General features: G+C 71.9%; 13 protein-coding genes. 12 read left to right on the top strand and 1 reads right to left on the bottom strand.

Annotation, left to right across the window (positions count from 1 at the left end; translation table 11 throughout):
* Window positions 1-24: 24 nt before the first annotated feature.
* The 10 genes from ACFYYH_RS10585 (at window position 25) to ACFYYH_RS10540 (ending at window position 12,357) form a co-directional block, all read left to right on the top strand.
* Entirely contained in the window at window positions 25-714 is a 690-nt protein-coding gene (locus ACFYYH_RS10585; RefSeq protein WP_388548548.1) for an SDR family oxidoreductase, read from the top strand.
* On the top strand, window positions 711-1,706 hold the full coding sequence (locus tag ACFYYH_RS10580) for a methionine synthase (protein WP_388548546.1): 996 nt from the start codon (window positions 711-713) through the stop codon (window positions 1,704-1,706). Before ACFYYH_RS10585 ends, ACFYYH_RS10580 begins: the two co-directional genes overlap by 4 nt.
* A gap of 42 nt (window positions 1,707-1,748) precedes the next feature.
* On the top strand, window positions 1,749-4,052 hold the full coding sequence (gene ligA / locus ACFYYH_RS10575) for an NAD-dependent DNA ligase LigA (protein WP_388548544.1): 2,304 nt from the start codon (window positions 1,749-1,751) through the stop codon (window positions 4,050-4,052).
* A gap of 237 nt (window positions 4,053-4,289) precedes the next feature.
* A complete protein-coding gene (locus tag ACFYYH_RS10570) occupies window positions 4,290-6,419 on the top strand; it encodes a putative bifunctional diguanylate cyclase/phosphodiesterase (RefSeq protein ID WP_388548542.1) in 2,130 nt (709 codons plus the stop codon).
* 349 nt (window positions 6,420-6,768) lie between these two features.
* Complete coding sequence (gene gatC / locus ACFYYH_RS10565) at window positions 6,769-7,065, top strand: Asp-tRNA(Asn)/Glu-tRNA(Gln) amidotransferase subunit GatC (RefSeq protein ID WP_066945642.1); 297 nt, start codon at window positions 6,769-6,771, stop codon at window positions 7,063-7,065.
* 5 nt (window positions 7,066-7,070) lie between these two features.
* Complete coding sequence (gatA, locus tag ACFYYH_RS10560) at window positions 7,071-8,582, top strand: Asp-tRNA(Asn)/Glu-tRNA(Gln) amidotransferase subunit GatA (RefSeq protein ID WP_388548540.1); 1,512 nt, start codon at window positions 7,071-7,073, stop codon at window positions 8,580-8,582.
* Window positions 8,579-8,821: a hypothetical protein gene (locus ACFYYH_RS10555; RefSeq protein ID WP_388548537.1), complete on the top strand. Its 243-nt coding sequence runs from the start codon at window positions 8,579-8,581 to the stop codon at window positions 8,819-8,821. Before gatA ends, ACFYYH_RS10555 begins: the two co-directional genes overlap by 4 nt.
* Window positions 8,822-8,837: 16 nt before the next feature.
* On the top strand, window positions 8,838-10,346 hold the full coding sequence (gene gatB, locus ACFYYH_RS10550) for an Asp-tRNA(Asn)/Glu-tRNA(Gln) amidotransferase subunit GatB (protein ID WP_388548535.1): 1,509 nt from the start codon (window positions 8,838-8,840) through the stop codon (window positions 10,344-10,346).
* Between the two features lie 155 nt (window positions 10,347-10,501).
* A complete protein-coding gene (locus tag ACFYYH_RS10545; RefSeq protein ID WP_388548891.1) occupies window positions 10,502-11,758 on the top strand; it encodes an arsenic transporter in 1,257 nt (418 codons plus the stop codon).
* Window positions 11,759-11,808: 50 nt separating this feature from the next.
* Window positions 11,809-12,357: a universal stress protein gene (locus ACFYYH_RS10540; RefSeq protein WP_388548532.1), complete on the top strand. Its 549-nt coding sequence runs from the start codon at window positions 11,809-11,811 to the stop codon at window positions 12,355-12,357.
* A 124-nt stretch (window positions 12,358-12,481) separates the two neighbouring features.
* On the opposite strand, the gene ACFYYH_RS10535 is transcribed toward ACFYYH_RS10540, so the two are convergent.
* Window positions 12,482-13,357, bottom strand: a complete 876-nt coding sequence (locus ACFYYH_RS10535) for an oxidoreductase (protein WP_388548529.1) — start codon at window positions 13,355-13,357, stop codon at window positions 12,482-12,484.
* Between the two features lie 200 nt (window positions 13,358-13,557).
* Here ACFYYH_RS10535 and ACFYYH_RS10530 point away from each other — a divergent pair, with 200 nt between their 5' ends.
* A complete protein-coding gene (locus ACFYYH_RS10530) occupies window positions 13,558-14,154 on the top strand; it encodes a TetR family transcriptional regulator (protein WP_388548527.1) in 597 nt (198 codons plus the stop codon).
* A 49-nt stretch (window positions 14,155-14,203) separates the two neighbouring features.
* Entirely contained in the window at window positions 14,204-16,501 is a 2,298-nt protein-coding gene (locus tag ACFYYH_RS10525; protein ID WP_388548524.1) for a phosphocholine-specific phospholipase C, read from the top strand.
* Window positions 16,502-16,602 lie beyond the last annotated feature (101 nt).

Below are 16,602 nucleotides of genomic sequence, written 5' to 3'. Positions count from 1 at the left end.
CGCCGGTGATGCGACGATGACCGCATGGCTACCCATCTCATCACCGGTGCGGGCTCGGGCATCGGCGCCGCCGTCGCGCGCCGACTGCACGAGCGCGGCGACGACCTGCTGCTTCTCGCCCGCGACGCCGGCCGCGCAAAGGAACTCGGCGCGGCCTTCCCCGGCGCCCGGACGCTCGTCGGCGATCTGGCCGTCCCCGAGCGGCTCTCCTGGGCGCTGGCCCAGCAGCCGGTGCCCGACCGGCTCGACTCGCTCCTGCACATCGCGGGCGTGGTCGATCTCGGCCCCGTCGGGGAGCTGACCCCCAAGGTCTGGCAGGGCCAGCTCGCCGTGAACCTGGTCGCCCCGGCGGAACTGACCCGGCTCCTCCTGCCCCAGCTACGGATCTCCCAGGGGCAGGTGATCTTCGTCAACTCGGGCGCCGGGCTCCGCGCCCACGCCCAGTGGGGCGCGTACGGCGCCTCCAAGCACGGTCTCAAGGCGCTCGCCGACGCGCTGCGCGACGAGGAGAAGCCGAACGGGGTCCGGGTGACCTCCGTCTATCCGGGCCGTACGGCGAGCCCCATGCAGGTCAGGGTCCACCAGCAGGAGGGCAAGGAGTACGACGCGTCGCGCTGGATCGACCCCGGGTCGGTGGCGACGGCCATCCTCACCGCGCTCGACCTGCCGCGGGACGCCCAGATCGACGACCTGACCGTCAGGCCGGGCCGATGAGCGATGTCGTGTGGGGGCCCGCCACCGGTGTCGGCTCGATGCCCGGCGGCGACGCCAGGGAGGCCGCCAAGGCCGTCACGGGCACCTTCGAGGACTTCCCGTTCCTGCCGGAACTGCCCGCGCGGGGGCCGGGCGCCGACATGATCGGCCGTACGGCGGGACTGCTCGTGGAGGTCTACGCGCGCGTGGAGCCGAGCGGCTGGCGGGTCGGCGACCGGCCGGGGCGGGACACCAAGCGGGCCAGGTCCTGGCTGGGCGAGGACCTCGACGCGCTGGAGGAGTTCACCCAGGGATACGAGGGCCCGCTCAAGATCCAGGCCGTCGGGCCGTGGACGCTCGCCGCGGCGCTGGAACTGCGCAACGGCGAGTCGGCGCTCAGCGATCCCGGGGCCTGCCGCTATCTGACCGGGTCGCTGGTGGCGGGGCTGACCGCGCATCTCGCGGAGGTGCGGCGCCGGGTGCCGGGCGCCGTACCGGTGCTCCAGCTCGACGAGCCGTCGCTCACCTCCGTCCTGCGCGGCGAGGTCAGGACGGCCAGCGGCTACCGCACCCACCGCGCCGTGGACCGCCAGGTCGTGGAGAGCGCGCTGCGGGAGGTGACCGCGGTGAGCGGGGGGACGGCGGTCGTGCACACCTGCGCGCCCGAGGTGCCGTTCGCGCTGCTGCGGCGGGCGGGCGCCGCCGCCGTCTCGTTCGATGCCAGCCTGCTCACCGAGCGTGACGAGGAGGCGATCGGTGAGGCGGTGGAGGGCGGTACGAAACTCTTCGCCGGAATCGTGCCGGGCACCGACGGCCCGTTGTCAGACCCGGCCGGTAGCGTCATGGGTGTCAGAACGTTGTGGCGCAGGCTGGGGCTGAATCCCGGGACTCTCGCGGAGTCCGTGGTGCTCACCCCTGCGTGCGGGCTCGCGGGCGCTTCACCCGCGTACGCGCGCGCTGCGCTCGCGCACTGCGCCAGGGCCGCGAGATCCCTCGCGGACAACCCTGAGTGACGATCCCGGGTGACGGGTCATGGTGAACGGGAGGACGAGACGGTGGCTGGCGAAGAGCGGACCGGAGTACCGGCACAGGCGCGTACGAGCGTGCCCGCGGAGGCACGGGAGGAGCATGCCCGGCTCGCGGAGCAGATCGAGGAGCACCGCTTCCGGTATTACGTGAAGGACCAGCCGGTCGTCAGCGACGCCGAGTTCGACCGGCTGCTGCGGTCGCTGGAGGCGCTGGAGGAGACCTATCCGGAGCTGCGTACGCCCGACTCGCCGACCCAGAAGGTCGCGGGCGCGTACGAGACGGACTTCACCGCGGTCCAGCACCGCGAGCGCATGCTCTCCCTGGACAACGCCTTCGACGACGCGGAGCTGGCCTCCTGGGCCGACCGGGTCGCCAAGGACGTGGGCACCACCGACTACCACTTCCTGTGCGAGCTGAAGGTCGACGGGCTCGCGGTCAATCTCACCTATGAGCACGGCAGACTGACCCGCGCCGCCACCCGGGGCGACGGGCGTACGGGCGAGGACATCACGCCCAACGTCCGTACGATCGCCGAGATCCCGCACCGTCTGGCGGGGGAGCGGGTGCCGGCCCTCGTCGAGATCCGGGGCGAGGTCTACTTCCCGATGGACGCCTTCCAGGAGCTGAACGCGCGGCTGCTGGAGGCCGGGGACAAGCCGTTCGCCAATCCGCGCAACGCGGCGGCGGGTTCGCTGCGCCAGAAGGACCCCAAGATCACCGCGACCCGTCCGCTGCACATGGTGGTGCACGGCATCGGCGCGCGCGAGGGCTTCGACATCGACTGTCTGTCGCACGCGTACGGCCTGCTGCACGAGTGGGGCCTGCCGACGGCCCGGCACAACAAGGTGGTCGGGGACCTGGCGGGCGTCCGGGAGTTCATCGCGTACTACGGCGAGCACCGCCACTCCGTGGAGCACGAGATCGACGGCGTGGTGGTCAAGCTCGACGAGATCCCGCTCCAGGGGCGGCTGGGCTCGACCTCCCGTGCCCCGCGCTGGGCGATCGCCTGGAAGTACGCCCCGGAGGAGGTCAACACCAAGCTGGTCAACATCCGGGTGGGCGTGGGCCGTACGGGGCGTGTCACGCCGTACGCCCAGGTCGAGCCGGTCACCGTCGCCGGCTCCGAGGTCGAGTTCGCCACCCTGCACAACCAGGACGTGGTGAAGGCCAAGGGGGTCTGGATCGGCGACACGGTGGTGCTGCGCAAGGCCGGGGACGTCATCCCCGAGATCCTCGGCCCGGTGATCGACCTGCGGCCCGAGGACGCCTACAGATTCGAGATGCCGGCCGTGTGCCCCGAGTGCGGCACGGAGCTGCGGGCCATGAAGGAGGGCGATGTCGATCTGCGCTGTCCCAACGCGCGGAGCTGCCCCGCCCAGTTGCGGGAGCGGCTGTTCTATCTCGCCGGCCGCAAGTGCCTGGACATCGAGAACTTCGGCTATGTGGCCGCCGCGGCCCTGACCAAGCCGCTGGAGCCGCCGACGCCGCCGCTGCTGGACGAGGGTGATCTCTTCGACCTGACGGTCGATCAGCTCCTGCCCATCAAGGCGTATGTCCTCGACCAGGACAGCGGACTGCCCAAGCGCGACCCGAAGACCGGCGAGGAGAAGATCGCCACGGTCTTCGCCAACCAGGAGGGCGAGCCGAAGAAGAACGCCCTGGCGATGCTGGAGAACATCGCGGCGGCCAAGCAGCGCCCGCTGGCCCGGATCATCGCCGGGCTCTCCATCCGCCATGTGGGCCCCGTCGCGGCCGAGGCGCTGGCCAGGGAGTTCCGCTCGATCGACCGGATCGAGCAGGCCACGGAGGAGGAGCTGGCGGCCGTCGAGGGGGTCGGGCCGACCATCGCCGCCTCCCTCACCCAGTGGTTCGCGGTCGACTGGCACCGCGAGATCCTGCGCAAGTGGCGTGCGGCCGGGGTCCGTACGGAGGACGAGGGCGGGGGCGAGGACGAGGGCCCGAGGCCGCTGGAGGGTCTGACGGTGGTGGTCACCGGCACCCTGGAGCGGTACACCCGGGACGGCGCGAAAGAGGCCCTCCAGAGCCGGGGCGCGAAGGTGACCGGTTCGGTCTCGAAGAAGACCGCGTTCGTGGTGGTCGGTGAGAACCCCGGTTCGAAGTACGACAAGGCGATGCAGGTCAAGGTGCCCGTGCTGGACGAGGAGGGCTTCGCCGTACTCCTCGGACAGGGCCCGGACGCGGCGCGGGAGGTCGCGCTCACCGCCGGGGAACCCGCCGAGGAAGCGCCCGGCGAGTCCCCTGAGCGGACGAACGCGGAGCCGGCCGGGGAGCAGCCGGGGGAGCAGGCGGGCGAGAGCCCCCAGGAGTAGGGCGCCACCGCCGGGTCCGGGTCCCCAAGCTCACCCGTTCGGCGCATATCGGACGGATGCGGATGGGCAGGTCGCATTCGGGCAAGAGCTGTGGAGCGCTGCCCGTTGAGGCCTTTCGCGGCCTACTGTTGGGATGTGCGCCTGTCGTGCACGGCTGCGTGGTGCGTTTTCAGCCGTGATGGCATGACAACGTGCCATCGCGTGGCATCGGCTCCGCCGGCTGTGAGAGGGACGGGAATGAAACCGACCGAGAGCGCCGCCCCGGTCTCACCCCCGCGCGGTTTCGCGGGAATTGCGGACAGCGCGGCGAAAACGTCCGCCGTGGTGATGGGACTCGCGGGTCTCCTGCTGGTCACCGGTCTCATCCGTACGGTGCGGGCCGGCCACGCGCTTTTCCCCGGCGGCACGACGGGCTGGGCGCTGGCCGTCCTGACCGGCATCATCGTCGGCCATCTCGTGGCGCTCGGCCGCGACCGCTGGTGGGGCGGCACGGGTTCGGGCGCGGCCCTCACCCTGGCCGTCCTGCTGCTGTACGGCTGGGTGCCCGCCGTCCTCGTCAGCCTGTCCGTCGTGGTGCTCGTCGGCATGGCCCGCAGACACCGCTGGCGACAGGGCGTCCTGCACGGCGCGGCGGACATGCTGGGCATCGGCGCCGCCGCGCTCGTCCTGAGACTCTTCGATGTGCTCCCCACCGTCGAGAAGCCCTGGAATCCGCTCGACTGGGGGTTCGAGGCCCTCCCGGAAATCGTGCTGGCGGCCGGGATCCATCTGGTCGTGACCCGGGTGCTGTTGTGGTATGCGCTGGCCCCGCAGGGCGGCGGGGTGGCGACCGCGGCCCGAACCGCCCTGTACCGCCAGGGACTTGTCGCGGTCGCCCTGCTCGGTATCGCCCCGCTGATCTGTGTGGTCGCGATGACCGTGCCGGTGCTGCTGCCCCTCTTCTCCATCCCGCTGATCGCCCTGGACTCCACGCTCTGGATCGCCAGGGCACGGGCCGAGGAGCAGTTGCGCGACCCCCTGACGGGCCTGCCCAACCGGCAGTGGCTGCTGGAGCGCACCTGGTCGGCGCTGGAGGACGCGGAGGGACTCGGCGCCAGATCCGCGCTGGTCCTGATCGACCTCGACCGCTTCCGTTCGGTCAATGACACACTCGGTCATCTCGCGGGTGACCGGCTGCTGCTCCAGATAGCCGACCGGCTCCGGCTGGCCCTTCCCCGCGGTGCGGAGGCCGCGCGGCTGGGCGGCGACGAGTTCGCGGTGCTCCTCCCGACCTGCGACTCCGCGACCAGCGCCCAGCGGGTCGCCCGCCATCTCGTGGCCGAGCTGTCCTCACCGCTGGACCTGGACGGGCTGACGCTGGTCCTGGAGGCGAGCGCCGGGGTCGCCGTCTACCCCGAGCACGCGCTGGACGCGGAGGGGCTGCTGCGCCGGGCCGATGTCGCGATGTACCAGGCGAAGCGGGACCGTACGGGCGTCGAGGTGTACGAGTCCAAGCGGGACTCCAACACCCCCGACCGCCTCGGTCTGCTGGGGGACCTCAGACGGGCGCTGGACGCCGGCGAGGTGGAGCTGCACTACCAGCCCAAGGTCCGCTTCGACGGCCAGGTCGCGGGCCTGGAGGCACTGGTGCGCTGGGTGCACCCGGAGCGCGGCCGGGTCCCGCCCGACGAGTTCATCGCGATCGCCGAGTCCTCGGGTCTGATGCCGCACCTCACCGAGTACGTCCTCGAAACCGCCCTCGCCCAGGTCGCCCGCTGGCGCTCCCAGGGGCTGAAGGTGCCGGTCGCCGTCAATGTCTCGCCGCGCGATGTCCACACCCCCGGTTTCGCGGGAGCGGTCGCGGCCCGGCTCGCCCGCCACGGCGTCCCGGCCGGCTCCCTCCAACTGGAGATAACGGAACACGTCCTGCTGGAGGACCCCCAGCGCGCCGCCGACACCCTGGCGGGGCTGACCGGGCACGGCGTGAAGATGTCCCTCGACGACTTCGGTACGGGGTACTCCTCGCTGGTGCACCTGCGGCGGCTGCCGGTGAGCGAGCTGAAGATCGACCGCTCCTTCGTGGCCCGGCTGGCCGTCGACACCGAGGACGCGGAGATCGTCCGCTGCACGGTCGACCTGGCGCACTCACTGGGTCTGCTGGTCGTCGCGGAGGGCGTTGAGGACGACGAGACCTGGGAGCGGCTGCGGGATCTGGGCTGTGACGCGGTCCAGGGCTGGCTGGTGGCCGCCGCGATGCCGCCGCCCGAGGCGACGGCCTGGCTGCTGGCCAGGGGCGAGCGCGGCTGGCAGCGCCCGGCGGAGCTCGAGGCGGCCCGCCGCGAGCAGGCGGCCCAGATCATGGGGAAGACCGGCGGCGTGGTGCAGTAGCCCCGCCCCCGGCCCGGCCCCCGCATCCGGGCCCGGCCTCCCCTGTCCCGCATCCGGCTGCTGTCCCCGCGTCCCGCGGTCGGCCTCCCCTGTCCCGCATCCGGCGTCCGGGCGCCGCGTCGGGATCCGGACCGGCGCCTCACCGGGTGCGGTGGTCCGCGTACACGGAAGCGGTCCGCACCGCCGGCGCGAGGGGGCCCGACCGGCGCCGGGCGGGGCGCCGGGCGGGGCACGGGTGCTCCCCGTTCCGCCGCCCGTCCCCGGGGGGCGGTTCATCCGTTGCGTGGTGAGGTGACCGCGCCCTCTAGGATTGACTCAAAGAAGCCAATCAACCCCTGAGGATCGCTGAATGCCTGGCATCACGCGCGAGGAGGTCGTCCACCTCGCTCGGCTGGCGCGTCTGGAGCTGTCCGGCTCCGAGCTCGACCACTTCGCCGGACAGCTCGACGACATCATCGGCGCGGTCGCCCGCGTGTCCGAGGTCGCCGACCAAGACGTACCGCCGACCTCCCACCCGCTGCCGCTGACCAATGTCATGCGCGCGGACGAGGTCCGTCCGTCGCTCACGCCCGAGCAGGCGCTCTCCGGAGCCCCTGCCCAGGAGCAGCAGCGTTTCAAGGTGCCGCAGATCCTGGGGGAGGACTAACCGTCATGACCGACCTGAACAGGACCGAGAGCATCATCAGGCTCACCGCCGCCGAGATCGCCGGGAAGATCGCCTCCGGTGACCTCACGGCCGTCGAGGTCACCGAGGCCCATCTCGCCCGTATCGAAGCGGTCGACGAGAAGGTGCATGCCTTTCTGCACGTGGACCGTGACGGCGCGCTGGCCCAGGCCCGCGCCGTGGACGCCCGGCGCGCCGCGGGGGAGGAGCTCGGCCCGCTGGCCGGCGTCCCCCTCGCGCTCAAGGACATCTTCACCACCGAGGGCGTCCCGACCACCGTCGGTTCCAAGATCCTCGAAGGCTGGATCCCGCCCTACGACGCGACCGTCACCAGGAAGCTCAAGGACGCGGGCGTCGTCATCCTCGGCAAGACCAACATGGACGAGTTCGCCATGGGGTCCTCCACCGAGAACAGCGCGTACGGCCCGACCGGCAACCCCTGGGACCTGACCAGGGTCCCCGGCGGCTCCGGCGGCGGCTCGTCCGCCTCCCTCGCCTCGTACCAGGCGCCCCTCGCCATCGGCACGGACACCGGCGGCTCCATCCGCCAGCCCGCCGCCGTCACCGGCACGGTCGGTGTCAAGCCCACCTACGGCGGGGTCTCCCGCTACGGCATGGTCGCCTTCTCGTCCTCCCTCGACCAGGGCGGCCCCTGCGCCCGTACGGTCCTGGACGCGGCCCTGCTGCACGAGGTGATCGCCGGCCACGACCCGCTGGACTCGACCTCGATCGACGCCCCGGTCCCGCCGGTCGTCGAGGCCGCGCGCAACGGCTCGGTCGCCGGGATGCGCGTCGGTGTCGTCAAGCAGTTCCGCGGTGAGGGGTACCAGGCCGGGGTCGTCCAGCGCTTCGACGAGTCGGTGGAGCTGCTGAAGGGGCTGGGCGCCGAGGTGGTCGAGCTGGACTGCCCGTCCTTCGATCTCGCGCTCGCCGCGTACTACCTGATCGCGCCCTCCGAGTGCTCCTCGAACCTCGCCCGGTTCGACGCCATGCGCTACGGCCTGCGCGTCGGCGACGACGGCACGAGGTCCGCCGAGGACGTCACCGCCCTGACCCGCGAGGCGGGCTTCGGGGACGAGGTCAAGCGCCGCATCATGCTCGGCACGTACGCGCTCAGCTCCGGCTACTACGACGCGTACTACGGCTCGGCGCAGAAGGTCCGCACGCTCATCACCCGGGACTTCGAGAAGGCTTTCGAGCAGGTCGACGTGATCGTCTCCCCGACGACCCCGACCACCGCCTTCCCGATCGGCGAGCGCGCCGACGACCCGATGGCGATGTATCTGGCGGACCTGTGCACCATCCCGACCAACCTGGCGGGCAACGCCGCCATGTCGCTGCCCTGCGGTCTCGCACCGGAGGACGGACTCCCGGTCGGTCTCCAGATCATCGCCCCCGCCATGAAGGACGACCGTCTTTACACGGTCGGTGCCGCCGTCGAGGCGGCCTTCGTGGAAAAGTGGGGGCACCCGCTGCTGGAGGAGGCACCGTCACTATGAGCGCAATGACCGCGAAGGCCAAGGGTTTCAAGAAGTCCAGGACCGGCACGTACCTGTCGATCGGGAGCACCGCCTTCGGTGCGATCAGCGTCGTGAAGCAGGCGAGGATGGCCCGCAAGGACAACGACACGCTCCGGCTCGTCGACGCGGTCGTCTCGGCCGCCGCCATCGTCACCGGCCTGGCGATCCTGTACCGCGAGCTGAAGCGCCTCGGCGACGACGACGTCCTGCTGGGCTGAGAGGGAAAGTTGCACTGTGACCGTCATTGAACTCGTGTCGTACGAGGATGCCCTCGGGACGTACGACCCCGTCATGGGCCTGGAGGTCCATGTCGAGCTGGGCACGAAGACCAAGATGTTCTGCGGCTGCTCGACCGAGCTGGGCGCCGCGCCCAACTCGCAGACCTGCCCGACCTGCCTCGGCATGCCGGGATCGCTGCCGGTCGTCAACGCGATCGGGGTCGAGTCGGCGATCAAGATCGGTCTCGCGCTCAACTGCGAGATCGCTGAGTGGTGCCGCTTCGCCCGGAAGAACTACTTCTACCCGGACATGCCGAAGAACTTCCAGACCTCCCAGTACGACGAGCCGATCGCCTTCAACGGCTATCTGGACGTCCAGCTGGAGGACGGCGAGATCTTCCGGGTGGAGATCGAGCGTGCCCATATGGAGGAGGACACCGGCAAGTCCACCCATGTCGGCGGTGCCACCGGCCGGATCCACGGCGCCTCGCACTCCCTGCTCGACTACAACCGCGCCGGTATCCCGCTCATCGAGATCGTCACCAAGCCCATCGAGGGCGCCGGCACCCGGGCCCCCGAGGTCGCCAAGGCGTACGTCGCGGAGCTGCGCGAACTGATCAGGACGCTCGGTGTCTCCGAGGCCCGTATGGAGATGGGCCAGATGCGGTGCGACGTGAACCTCTCACTGCGCCCGCACGGCCGTGAGAAGTTCGGTACGCGCTCCGAGACGAAGAACGTCAACTCGCTGCGCAGCGTCGAGCGTGCCGCGCGCTTCGAGATCCAGCGCCATGCCGCGGTGCTGAACGCGGGCGGCACGATCATCCAGGAGACCCGCCACTTCCACGAGGAGGACGGTTCCACCACCTCGGGACGGGTGAAGGAGGAGGCCGAGGACTACCGGTACTTCCCGGAGCCCGACCTCGTCCCGGTGGCGCCCTCCCGTGAGTGGGTCGAGGAGCTGCGTCAGGGGCTCCCCGAGCTGCCGCGGGTGCGCCGCAACCGGCTGCGCGAGGAGTGGGGCGTCTCCGAGCACGACATGCAGTCGATCCTCAACGCGGGCGCGATCGATCTGATCGTGGCCACGATCGACGCGGGCGCCCCGGCCGACCAGGCCCGCAAGTGGTGGATGGGCGAGCTGGCCCGGAACGCCAACGAGTCGGGCCGTCCGCTGGACGAGCTGCCCATCACCCCGGAGCAGGTCGCCCGGGTCGCCGCGCTCGTCGCGTCCGGCGATCTCAACGACAAGCTGGCCCGTCAGGTGATCGAGGGCGTGCTCGCGGGCGAGGGCGACCCGGACACCGTCGTGGAGAAGCGCGGTCTCAAGGTCGTCTCCGACGACAGCGCGCTCGGCGCCGCCGTGGACGAGGCCATCGCGGCCAACGCGGCCGTCGCCGACAAGATCCGGGCCGGCAAGGTCGCCGCCGCGGGCGCGCTGGTGGGCGCCGTCATGAAGGCCACCCGCGGCCAGGCGGACGCGGCGCGGGTACGTGAGCTGATCATCGAGCGGCTCGCCCCGGCGGAGTAGCGGCGCGGCACAGCCGTGCGGTACGGGCCGGCTCAGGCCGGTCCGTACGCGTCCGGCGGTGGGCGGCGCGGGTCCGTCCGTAAGCCACGAGGGGCGGCGCACCGAACCGGTGCGCCGCCCCCGACCGTCCCCCCCCCGGAATCCGGAGCGCCAGCCTGAACACCGTCGCCGCCGAGGCACTCTCCGTGGGCCTGCTGCTCGCCGTGCTGGCGTTCGCCGTCGTACGGCCGCGCGGCCTGCCCGAGGCCGTCGCCGCCGTGCCCGCCGCGCTGCTGGTCGTCGCGTTCGGCGCGGTCTCGCCGCGGGACGCCTGGGAGCAGACGCACACACTGCTGCCCGTGGTGGTGTTCCTCGCCGCGGTGCTGGTGCTGGCTCAGCTCTGCGACGAGGAAGGGCTCTTCACCGCGGCCGGCGATCTGGTGGCGCGGGCCTGCGGCGGCCGGCCGCGGCGGCTGCTGGGCGGGGTGTTCGCGGTCGCCGCAGTGATCACCGCCGTGCTCAGCCTGGACGCCACGGTCGTGCTGCTCACCCCCGTGGTCTTCGCGACGGCGGCCCGTGTCGGTGCCCGCCCGCTGCCGCATGTCTACGCCTGTACGCATCTCGCGAACTCGGCGTCGCTGCTGCTGCCGGTCTCCAATCTCACCAATCTGCTGGCCTTCACCGCCAGCGGGCTCTCCTTCACCCGGTTCGCCGCGCTGATGGCGCTGCCGTGGCTGGCCGCGATCGCCGTCGAGTACGCCGTCTTCCGCCGCTTCTTCGCCGCCGATCTGGCCGCGGGCGCGCACCCGCCGGGGACGGACGAGCGGCGCGCGCTGCCGGTGTTCACCCTGGTGGTGCTGGGGCTGACGCTGGCCGGATTCGTGGTGACGTCGTTCGCCGGGATCGAACCGCTGTGGGCCGCCGTCGCCGGTGCGGCCGTGCTCGCCGTCCGCGCGCTGCGACAGCGGCGTACGACGGCGGCGGGGCTGGTCCGCGCCGCCTCACCGCTGTTCTGTCTTTTCGTCCTCGCGCTCGGCGTGGTCGTCAAGGCGGTCGTCGACAACGGGCTGGACACCGGGATCAGCCGGCTGCTGCCGGACGGCTCCTCGCTGCCCTCGCTGCTGGCGGTCGCCGCGGTCGCCGCCGTACTGGCCAATGTGATCAACAATCTGCCGGCGATCCTGGCGCTGCTGCCGGTCGTCGCGCCCGCCGGACCGGGGCCGGTGCTCGCCGCGCTGATCGGCGTCAACCTGGGTCCCAATCTGACCTATGTCGGATCGCTGGCGACCCTGCTGTGGCGGCGCGTCCTCCACGAGCACGACACCGAGCCGAAGTTGGGGCATTTCACCCGGCTGGGGCTGCTGACCGTGCCTGCCACGCTCGTCGCGTCGACCGTGGCACTGTGGGGCACGCTGCAAGTGATCCGAGGCTGACCCCGCGTCGGCCGAGCCCGTGCCGATGAGCCCGTGTCGGAGGCTGACCCGTGACCGTACCGATGCCCGATCCTCCGGAGACGAAGCCCGGTCCTCCGGAGACGGATCCCCCGGCGACCGGTGCGCCCGGAGGCGAGCGGCCGGGGACGGATCCGCCGGGGCCCGTGCTCGTCTGGATCACCGAATCCACCTGGCCCGCCTGCGTGGACGCGGCCCGTGAGCGTGCCCCGCACGACGCGGTGGTGCTGCTCCATGTCAGTGACGACGAGGTCGCCGCCGCCGCGCACCACGCCTACGAGGGGCTCCTCGGACGCGGGCACCGCCCCGACCGGGACCCGGGCACCCGGCTCGAGGCGCTGTCGGGGACGGCGGCGGCCGATCTGCTGGAGGCCGCCGCGCACCGGCTCGGGCGACCCTGCGAGCTGCTCGACCACCATGGCCGCGCGGAGCACGAGGTCGTGCGCGCGGCGGCGGACGCGGCTCTGCTGATCTGCGCGCGGGACGGCGAGCGTGACCGCCCGGGACCGCACAGCCTCGGCCGCGTTACCCGGTTCGTGGTCGACCACGCGCAGTGCCCGGTGCTGCTGGTGTGGCCGTAGCCGTAGCCGTAGCCGTAGCCGTAGCCGTAGCCGTAGCCGTAGCCGTAGCCGTAGCCGTAGCCGTAGCCGTGGCCGCAGCCGCAGCCGCAGGCGTGGCTGACGGTGCGCGGGGCGGGCGACCGGGTCAGGCGCCCGGCAGCTTCGTCGCGGCGGCCGCTGCGGCCGCCGCCGTGGAGTCGTAGTCGATCGACTCGGTCAACTCGCGCCATTTCGCGTCGGATTCGGTGCGGGCCCGGTCGGAGTCCGTGACATACCGGTACGCGTCGCTGCCCAGCAGCAGATGGACCGGGGGCTCCGCCAGATCGGGGAGGCCGAGGATGACCTGGGCCGCCTTGGCCGGATCGCCCGGCTGCCGGCCGTCCGCGCCCCGCACCATCTCGGCCATCGCGCCGACGGTCTGCCGGTACGGCTCGCTGATCTCGGGGATCGTCATCGACGACCCGGCCCAGTCGGTGCGCAGACCGCCCGGTTCGATGACGGTGACCCGCACCCCCAGCGGGGCCAGTTCGCGGGAGAGCACCTCGGAGAAGCCGGCGACCGCCCACTTGGCGCTCTGATAGGCGGCGAGGCCCGGGGTGGTCACCCGGCCGCCGCTCGACGAGATCTGGACGATATGCCCGGATCCCTGCGCGCGCAGGATCGGTACGGCCGCCTTGGTGACGTGGTAGACCCCGTAGAAGTTGGTGTCGATCTGGGCGCGGAAATCGGCGTCGGTGACGTCCTCGACGGCGGCGATGTCGCCGTATCCGGCGTTGTTCACCACGACGTCCAGCCGTCCGAAGGTCTCGGCCGCGCCCCGGACCGCCGCGCGCGCGGCCTCGCCGTCGGTGACATCGAGCGCCACGGCCCGCACCCGCTCGCCGTACGTACGCACGAGATCGTCGAGCCGGCCGGGCTCGCGTGCCGTCGCCACGACCCGGTGGCCGGCGGCGAGTGCGGCCTCGGCGATGGCGCGGCCCAGACCGCGCGAACTGCCGGTGATGAACCAGACCTGAGACATGGGTGGAGCCTTTCAATGAAGTAACTGACTATCCAGTTACTTCACTGTAGACCCGGGTGGGTGCCGATGCAAGGAGTGTGGACAGCCGGTGATCCGCAGGTCAGGGGGCTTGAGCGGAAGTGACCATACGGTCAGTTGACAGCCGTCGACCTGGGGTGATCGACCGGGACCCGGCCGTCGCCGCTGATTACCATGAGCGCGTGGCCAGAGACTCCCGCACCACCAAGCGCACGCTCCTGCGCGCCGCGACCGACGAGTTCGCCGCGCACGGCATCGCCGGCGCGCGCGTCGACCGCATCGCCGCGGCGGCCGGATACAACAAGAACCTGATCTATGTGCACTTCGGGAGCAAGGAGCAGCTCTTCGACGCGGTGTACGAGGCGGCCGTCCAGGAGATCCTCGAAGCCGCGCCGTTCGACGCCGGGGATCTGCCCGGATACGCGGGCGCGCTCTTCGACTTCCACCACGCGCACCCCCATCTGATGCGGCTGACGCGCTGGCACAGCCTGGAGCGCCCAGGAGTCCTGCTGCCGGTCGCGGAGAAGGCCAACAGCGCCAAGCTCCAGGCCCTCGCCGAGGCCCAGGGCAGGGGCGCGGTCGACGCCGGGCTGCCGCCCCATCTGCTGCTGGCCCTGCTCGTGGCGCTCGCGAGCGCGTGGACCGAGGGCAGCCCCGAGCCGATCGGGGAACTGACGGACCCCGCCGAGATCGCCGCCAGACGCCATTCCGTGGTGGTCTCGGTCGGGCGGCTGACCCGCCCCCACACCGTGCCGGCCCCGGGGACGTTCACCTCGTAGTCGTCCTCGGTACGCCCCTCTGCCATGCGCTCTCACTACCGTCCCGCGCATGTCAGCGGAAATATCGCGGAGAAGAATGGTCACCCTCGGCACAGGAGCCCTCGGCGCGGCCGCGGTCGGGTCCGTACTGCCGCCGTCCCTGCGGACCGCCCTCGCGGCGGAGCCCGCCGCCGGCGGGATGGGGGCGATCAGGCACGTGGTCGTCCTGATGCAGGAGAACCGCTCGTTCGACCACTACTTCGGCACGCTGCGCGGAGTGCGCGGGTTCGGTGACCGCAACGCGGTGGAACTCCCTTCCGGCAGACCCGTCTTCGAGCAGCCGGATCCGCGGCCCGGCCCGCCGGCCACCGTCCTGCCCTTCCCCGTCCGGGACGCGGCGGCGGAGCAGCGCAAGGACCTCCAGTACATCGACGCCCTGGACCACTCCTGGGACGGCGGGGCGAAGGCCTGGAACAACGGCTGGATGGACCGCTGGGTCTCCGCCAAGACCGCCGCCACCATGGCCTACTACGACCGGCGTGACATCCCGCTGCACTACGAGCTGGCGGACACGTTCACGGTCTGCGACGCGTACCACTCGTCCGTCCACACCTCGACGAGCCCCAACCGCAACCATCTGTGGAGCGGCTGGACCGGTTACGAGGCCGACGGCCGGCGGGCCGTGGGCAACGACGCGTACGAGGAGGACACCCACCCCGGCTATCCGTGGCCGACCTACGCCGAACGGCTGGAGCGGGCCGGCCGGAGCTGGCGGACATACACCGAGTGGGAGAACTTCACCGACAACAACATCGAGTTCTTCACCACCTTCAAGGACATCGCCCGCAAGGCGCTCACCAGGGCGCGGGCCCTCACCGGCGAGCCAGGGGCGGCGGGCTTCACCTATATGGAGGCCTTCTACGCCGCCGTGCGCGACACGGACGACGAGACCCGGCGCGCCCGGCTGCTGGCCGCGCTGGACGAGGGCGTCGCCCTGCTGACCGACCACGAGCGCTCGCTGTTCGAGCGAGGGCTGCGCCGGGTCGAGAGCGGCACCCTGGCCGAGCGGTTCCGCGCCGACGTGGCCGCGGGGACCCTGCCCGAGGTGTCGTATCTGGTGCCGTCCGCGATCGACTCCGAGCACCCCGGCTCCTCGTCACCGGTCGCCAGCGCCACCCTGGTCTACCAGGTGCTGGACGCGCTCGGCGCGCACCCCGAGGTCTGGCGGCACACCGTCGTACTGATCAACTACGACGAGAACGACGGCTTCTTCGACCATGTGCCGCCGCCCGTACCGCCCGCCGAAGGGCCCACCGGCTCCGCCGAGCGCTGGCAGGGACGGCCGACCGGCCTCGGGATGCGCGTGCCCCTGCTGGTGGTCTCGCCCTGGACCGTCGGCGGCCATGTCTGCTCCCAGGTCTTCGACCACACCTCGGTCATCCGCTTCCTGGAGAAGTGGACCGGTGTCGACGAGCCCAACATCACCGCGTGGCGGCGCACTGTCACCGGCGATCTGACCTCCGCCTTCGACTTCCGGCGCGGCCGTACGCGGCCCGAGGTGGAACGGCCCGGCGCGATCCCGCCGTTCACCGGCCGCTGGCTGCCCGTACCGCCGGCCCGGCAGCGGATGCCGGAACAGGAGCCGGGCGCGCGGCCGGCCAGGCCGCTGCCGTACCAGACCGACGCGTACGGTCATCTCGGCGCGGACGGGCGGACGTTCACCGTCGCGCTCAGCAACACGGGCCGGGCGAGCGCGCACTTCGCGCTCTATCCGTACGCCGGTGAGTTCGCGATCCCGCAGCACCGCGATGTAAGGGGCACAGGACAGTGGACCGTACCCCTTACCGGGCTGACGGGTGACGGGTACCGCTTCACGGTCACCGGGCCGAACGGCTTCCGCCGTGAGTTCGCCGGTCCGGTGAGGGGCCTCGGCGCGGAGGTCTCCTCCGCGCTCGACCACCATGACCGGGATCTCCATCTCACCCTGCGCAACAGGGGAGAGCGGTCGGTCACCTTCACGGTGCGGCCGCTGGGCTATGTGGACGAGGCGGATCTGAACGGCTGGACCCGCCGGATCACGGTGAAGCCGGGCCGCGTCCGGAACGTCGTGCACTCGGCCGCCGACGCGCACGGCTGGTACGACATCGAGATCACCGCCGAGCCGTCGTCGGCGCACGGCGGCGACCGTGACACCGGGGCCGCCGGGGCTGCTGGAGCCGCCGGTGCCGCTGGAGCCGCCGGTGCCGCTGGGACCGTCGGGGCTGCTGGGACTGTCGGGAACATGGTCACCACCGGGAACACCGGGACGCGCTTCCGCCGCCGTCTCATGGGCCATATCGAGAACGGGCGCCCGAGCGTCTCGGGCTGAGCGTCCGCCGCGCCGCCTCACGTGGGCCGGCGCGGCACCGCCCGACAACGGCGGCCGTCGCGGCGTGCGAGGATCCCTGAGCCCTGTCCGCGGAGCGTGTT

This window comes from Streptomyces sp. NPDC002018, assembly GCF_042890865.1.
GTDB lineage: Bacteria > Actinomycetota > Actinomycetes > Streptomycetales > Streptomycetaceae > Streptomyces.
The sequence above is the reverse complement of the archived record's forward strand: the minus strand, read 5'-3'. Positions and strand labels throughout refer to the sequence as shown.

Coding starts and splice junctions, on each gene's coding strand:
- ACFYYH_RS10585 (WP_388548548.1), top strand. CDS start 25: ATGGCTACCCATCTCATCACCGGTGCGGGCTCGGGCATCGGCGCCGCC.
- ACFYYH_RS10580 (WP_388548546.1), top strand. CDS start 711: ATGAGCGATGTCGTGTGGGGGCCCGCCACCGGTGTCGGCTCGATGCCC.
- ACFYYH_RS10570 (WP_388548542.1), top strand. CDS start 4,290: ATGAAACCGACCGAGAGCGCCGCCCCGGTCTCACCCCCGCGCGGTTTC.
- gatC (WP_066945642.1), top strand. CDS start 6,769: ATGCCTGGCATCACGCGCGAGGAGGTCGTCCACCTCGCTCGGCTGGCG.
- gatA (WP_388548540.1), top strand. CDS start 7,071: ATGACCGACCTGAACAGGACCGAGAGCATCATCAGGCTCACCGCCGCC.
- ACFYYH_RS10555 (WP_388548537.1), top strand. CDS start 8,579: ATGAGCGCAATGACCGCGAAGGCCAAGGGTTTCAAGAAGTCCAGGACC.
- ACFYYH_RS10535 (WP_388548529.1), bottom strand. CDS start 13,357: ATGTCTCAGGTCTGGTTCATCACCGGCAGTTCGCGCGGTCTGGGCCGC.
- ACFYYH_RS10525 (WP_388548524.1), top strand. CDS start 14,204: ATGTCAGCGGAAATATCGCGGAGAAGAATGGTCACCCTCGGCACAGGA.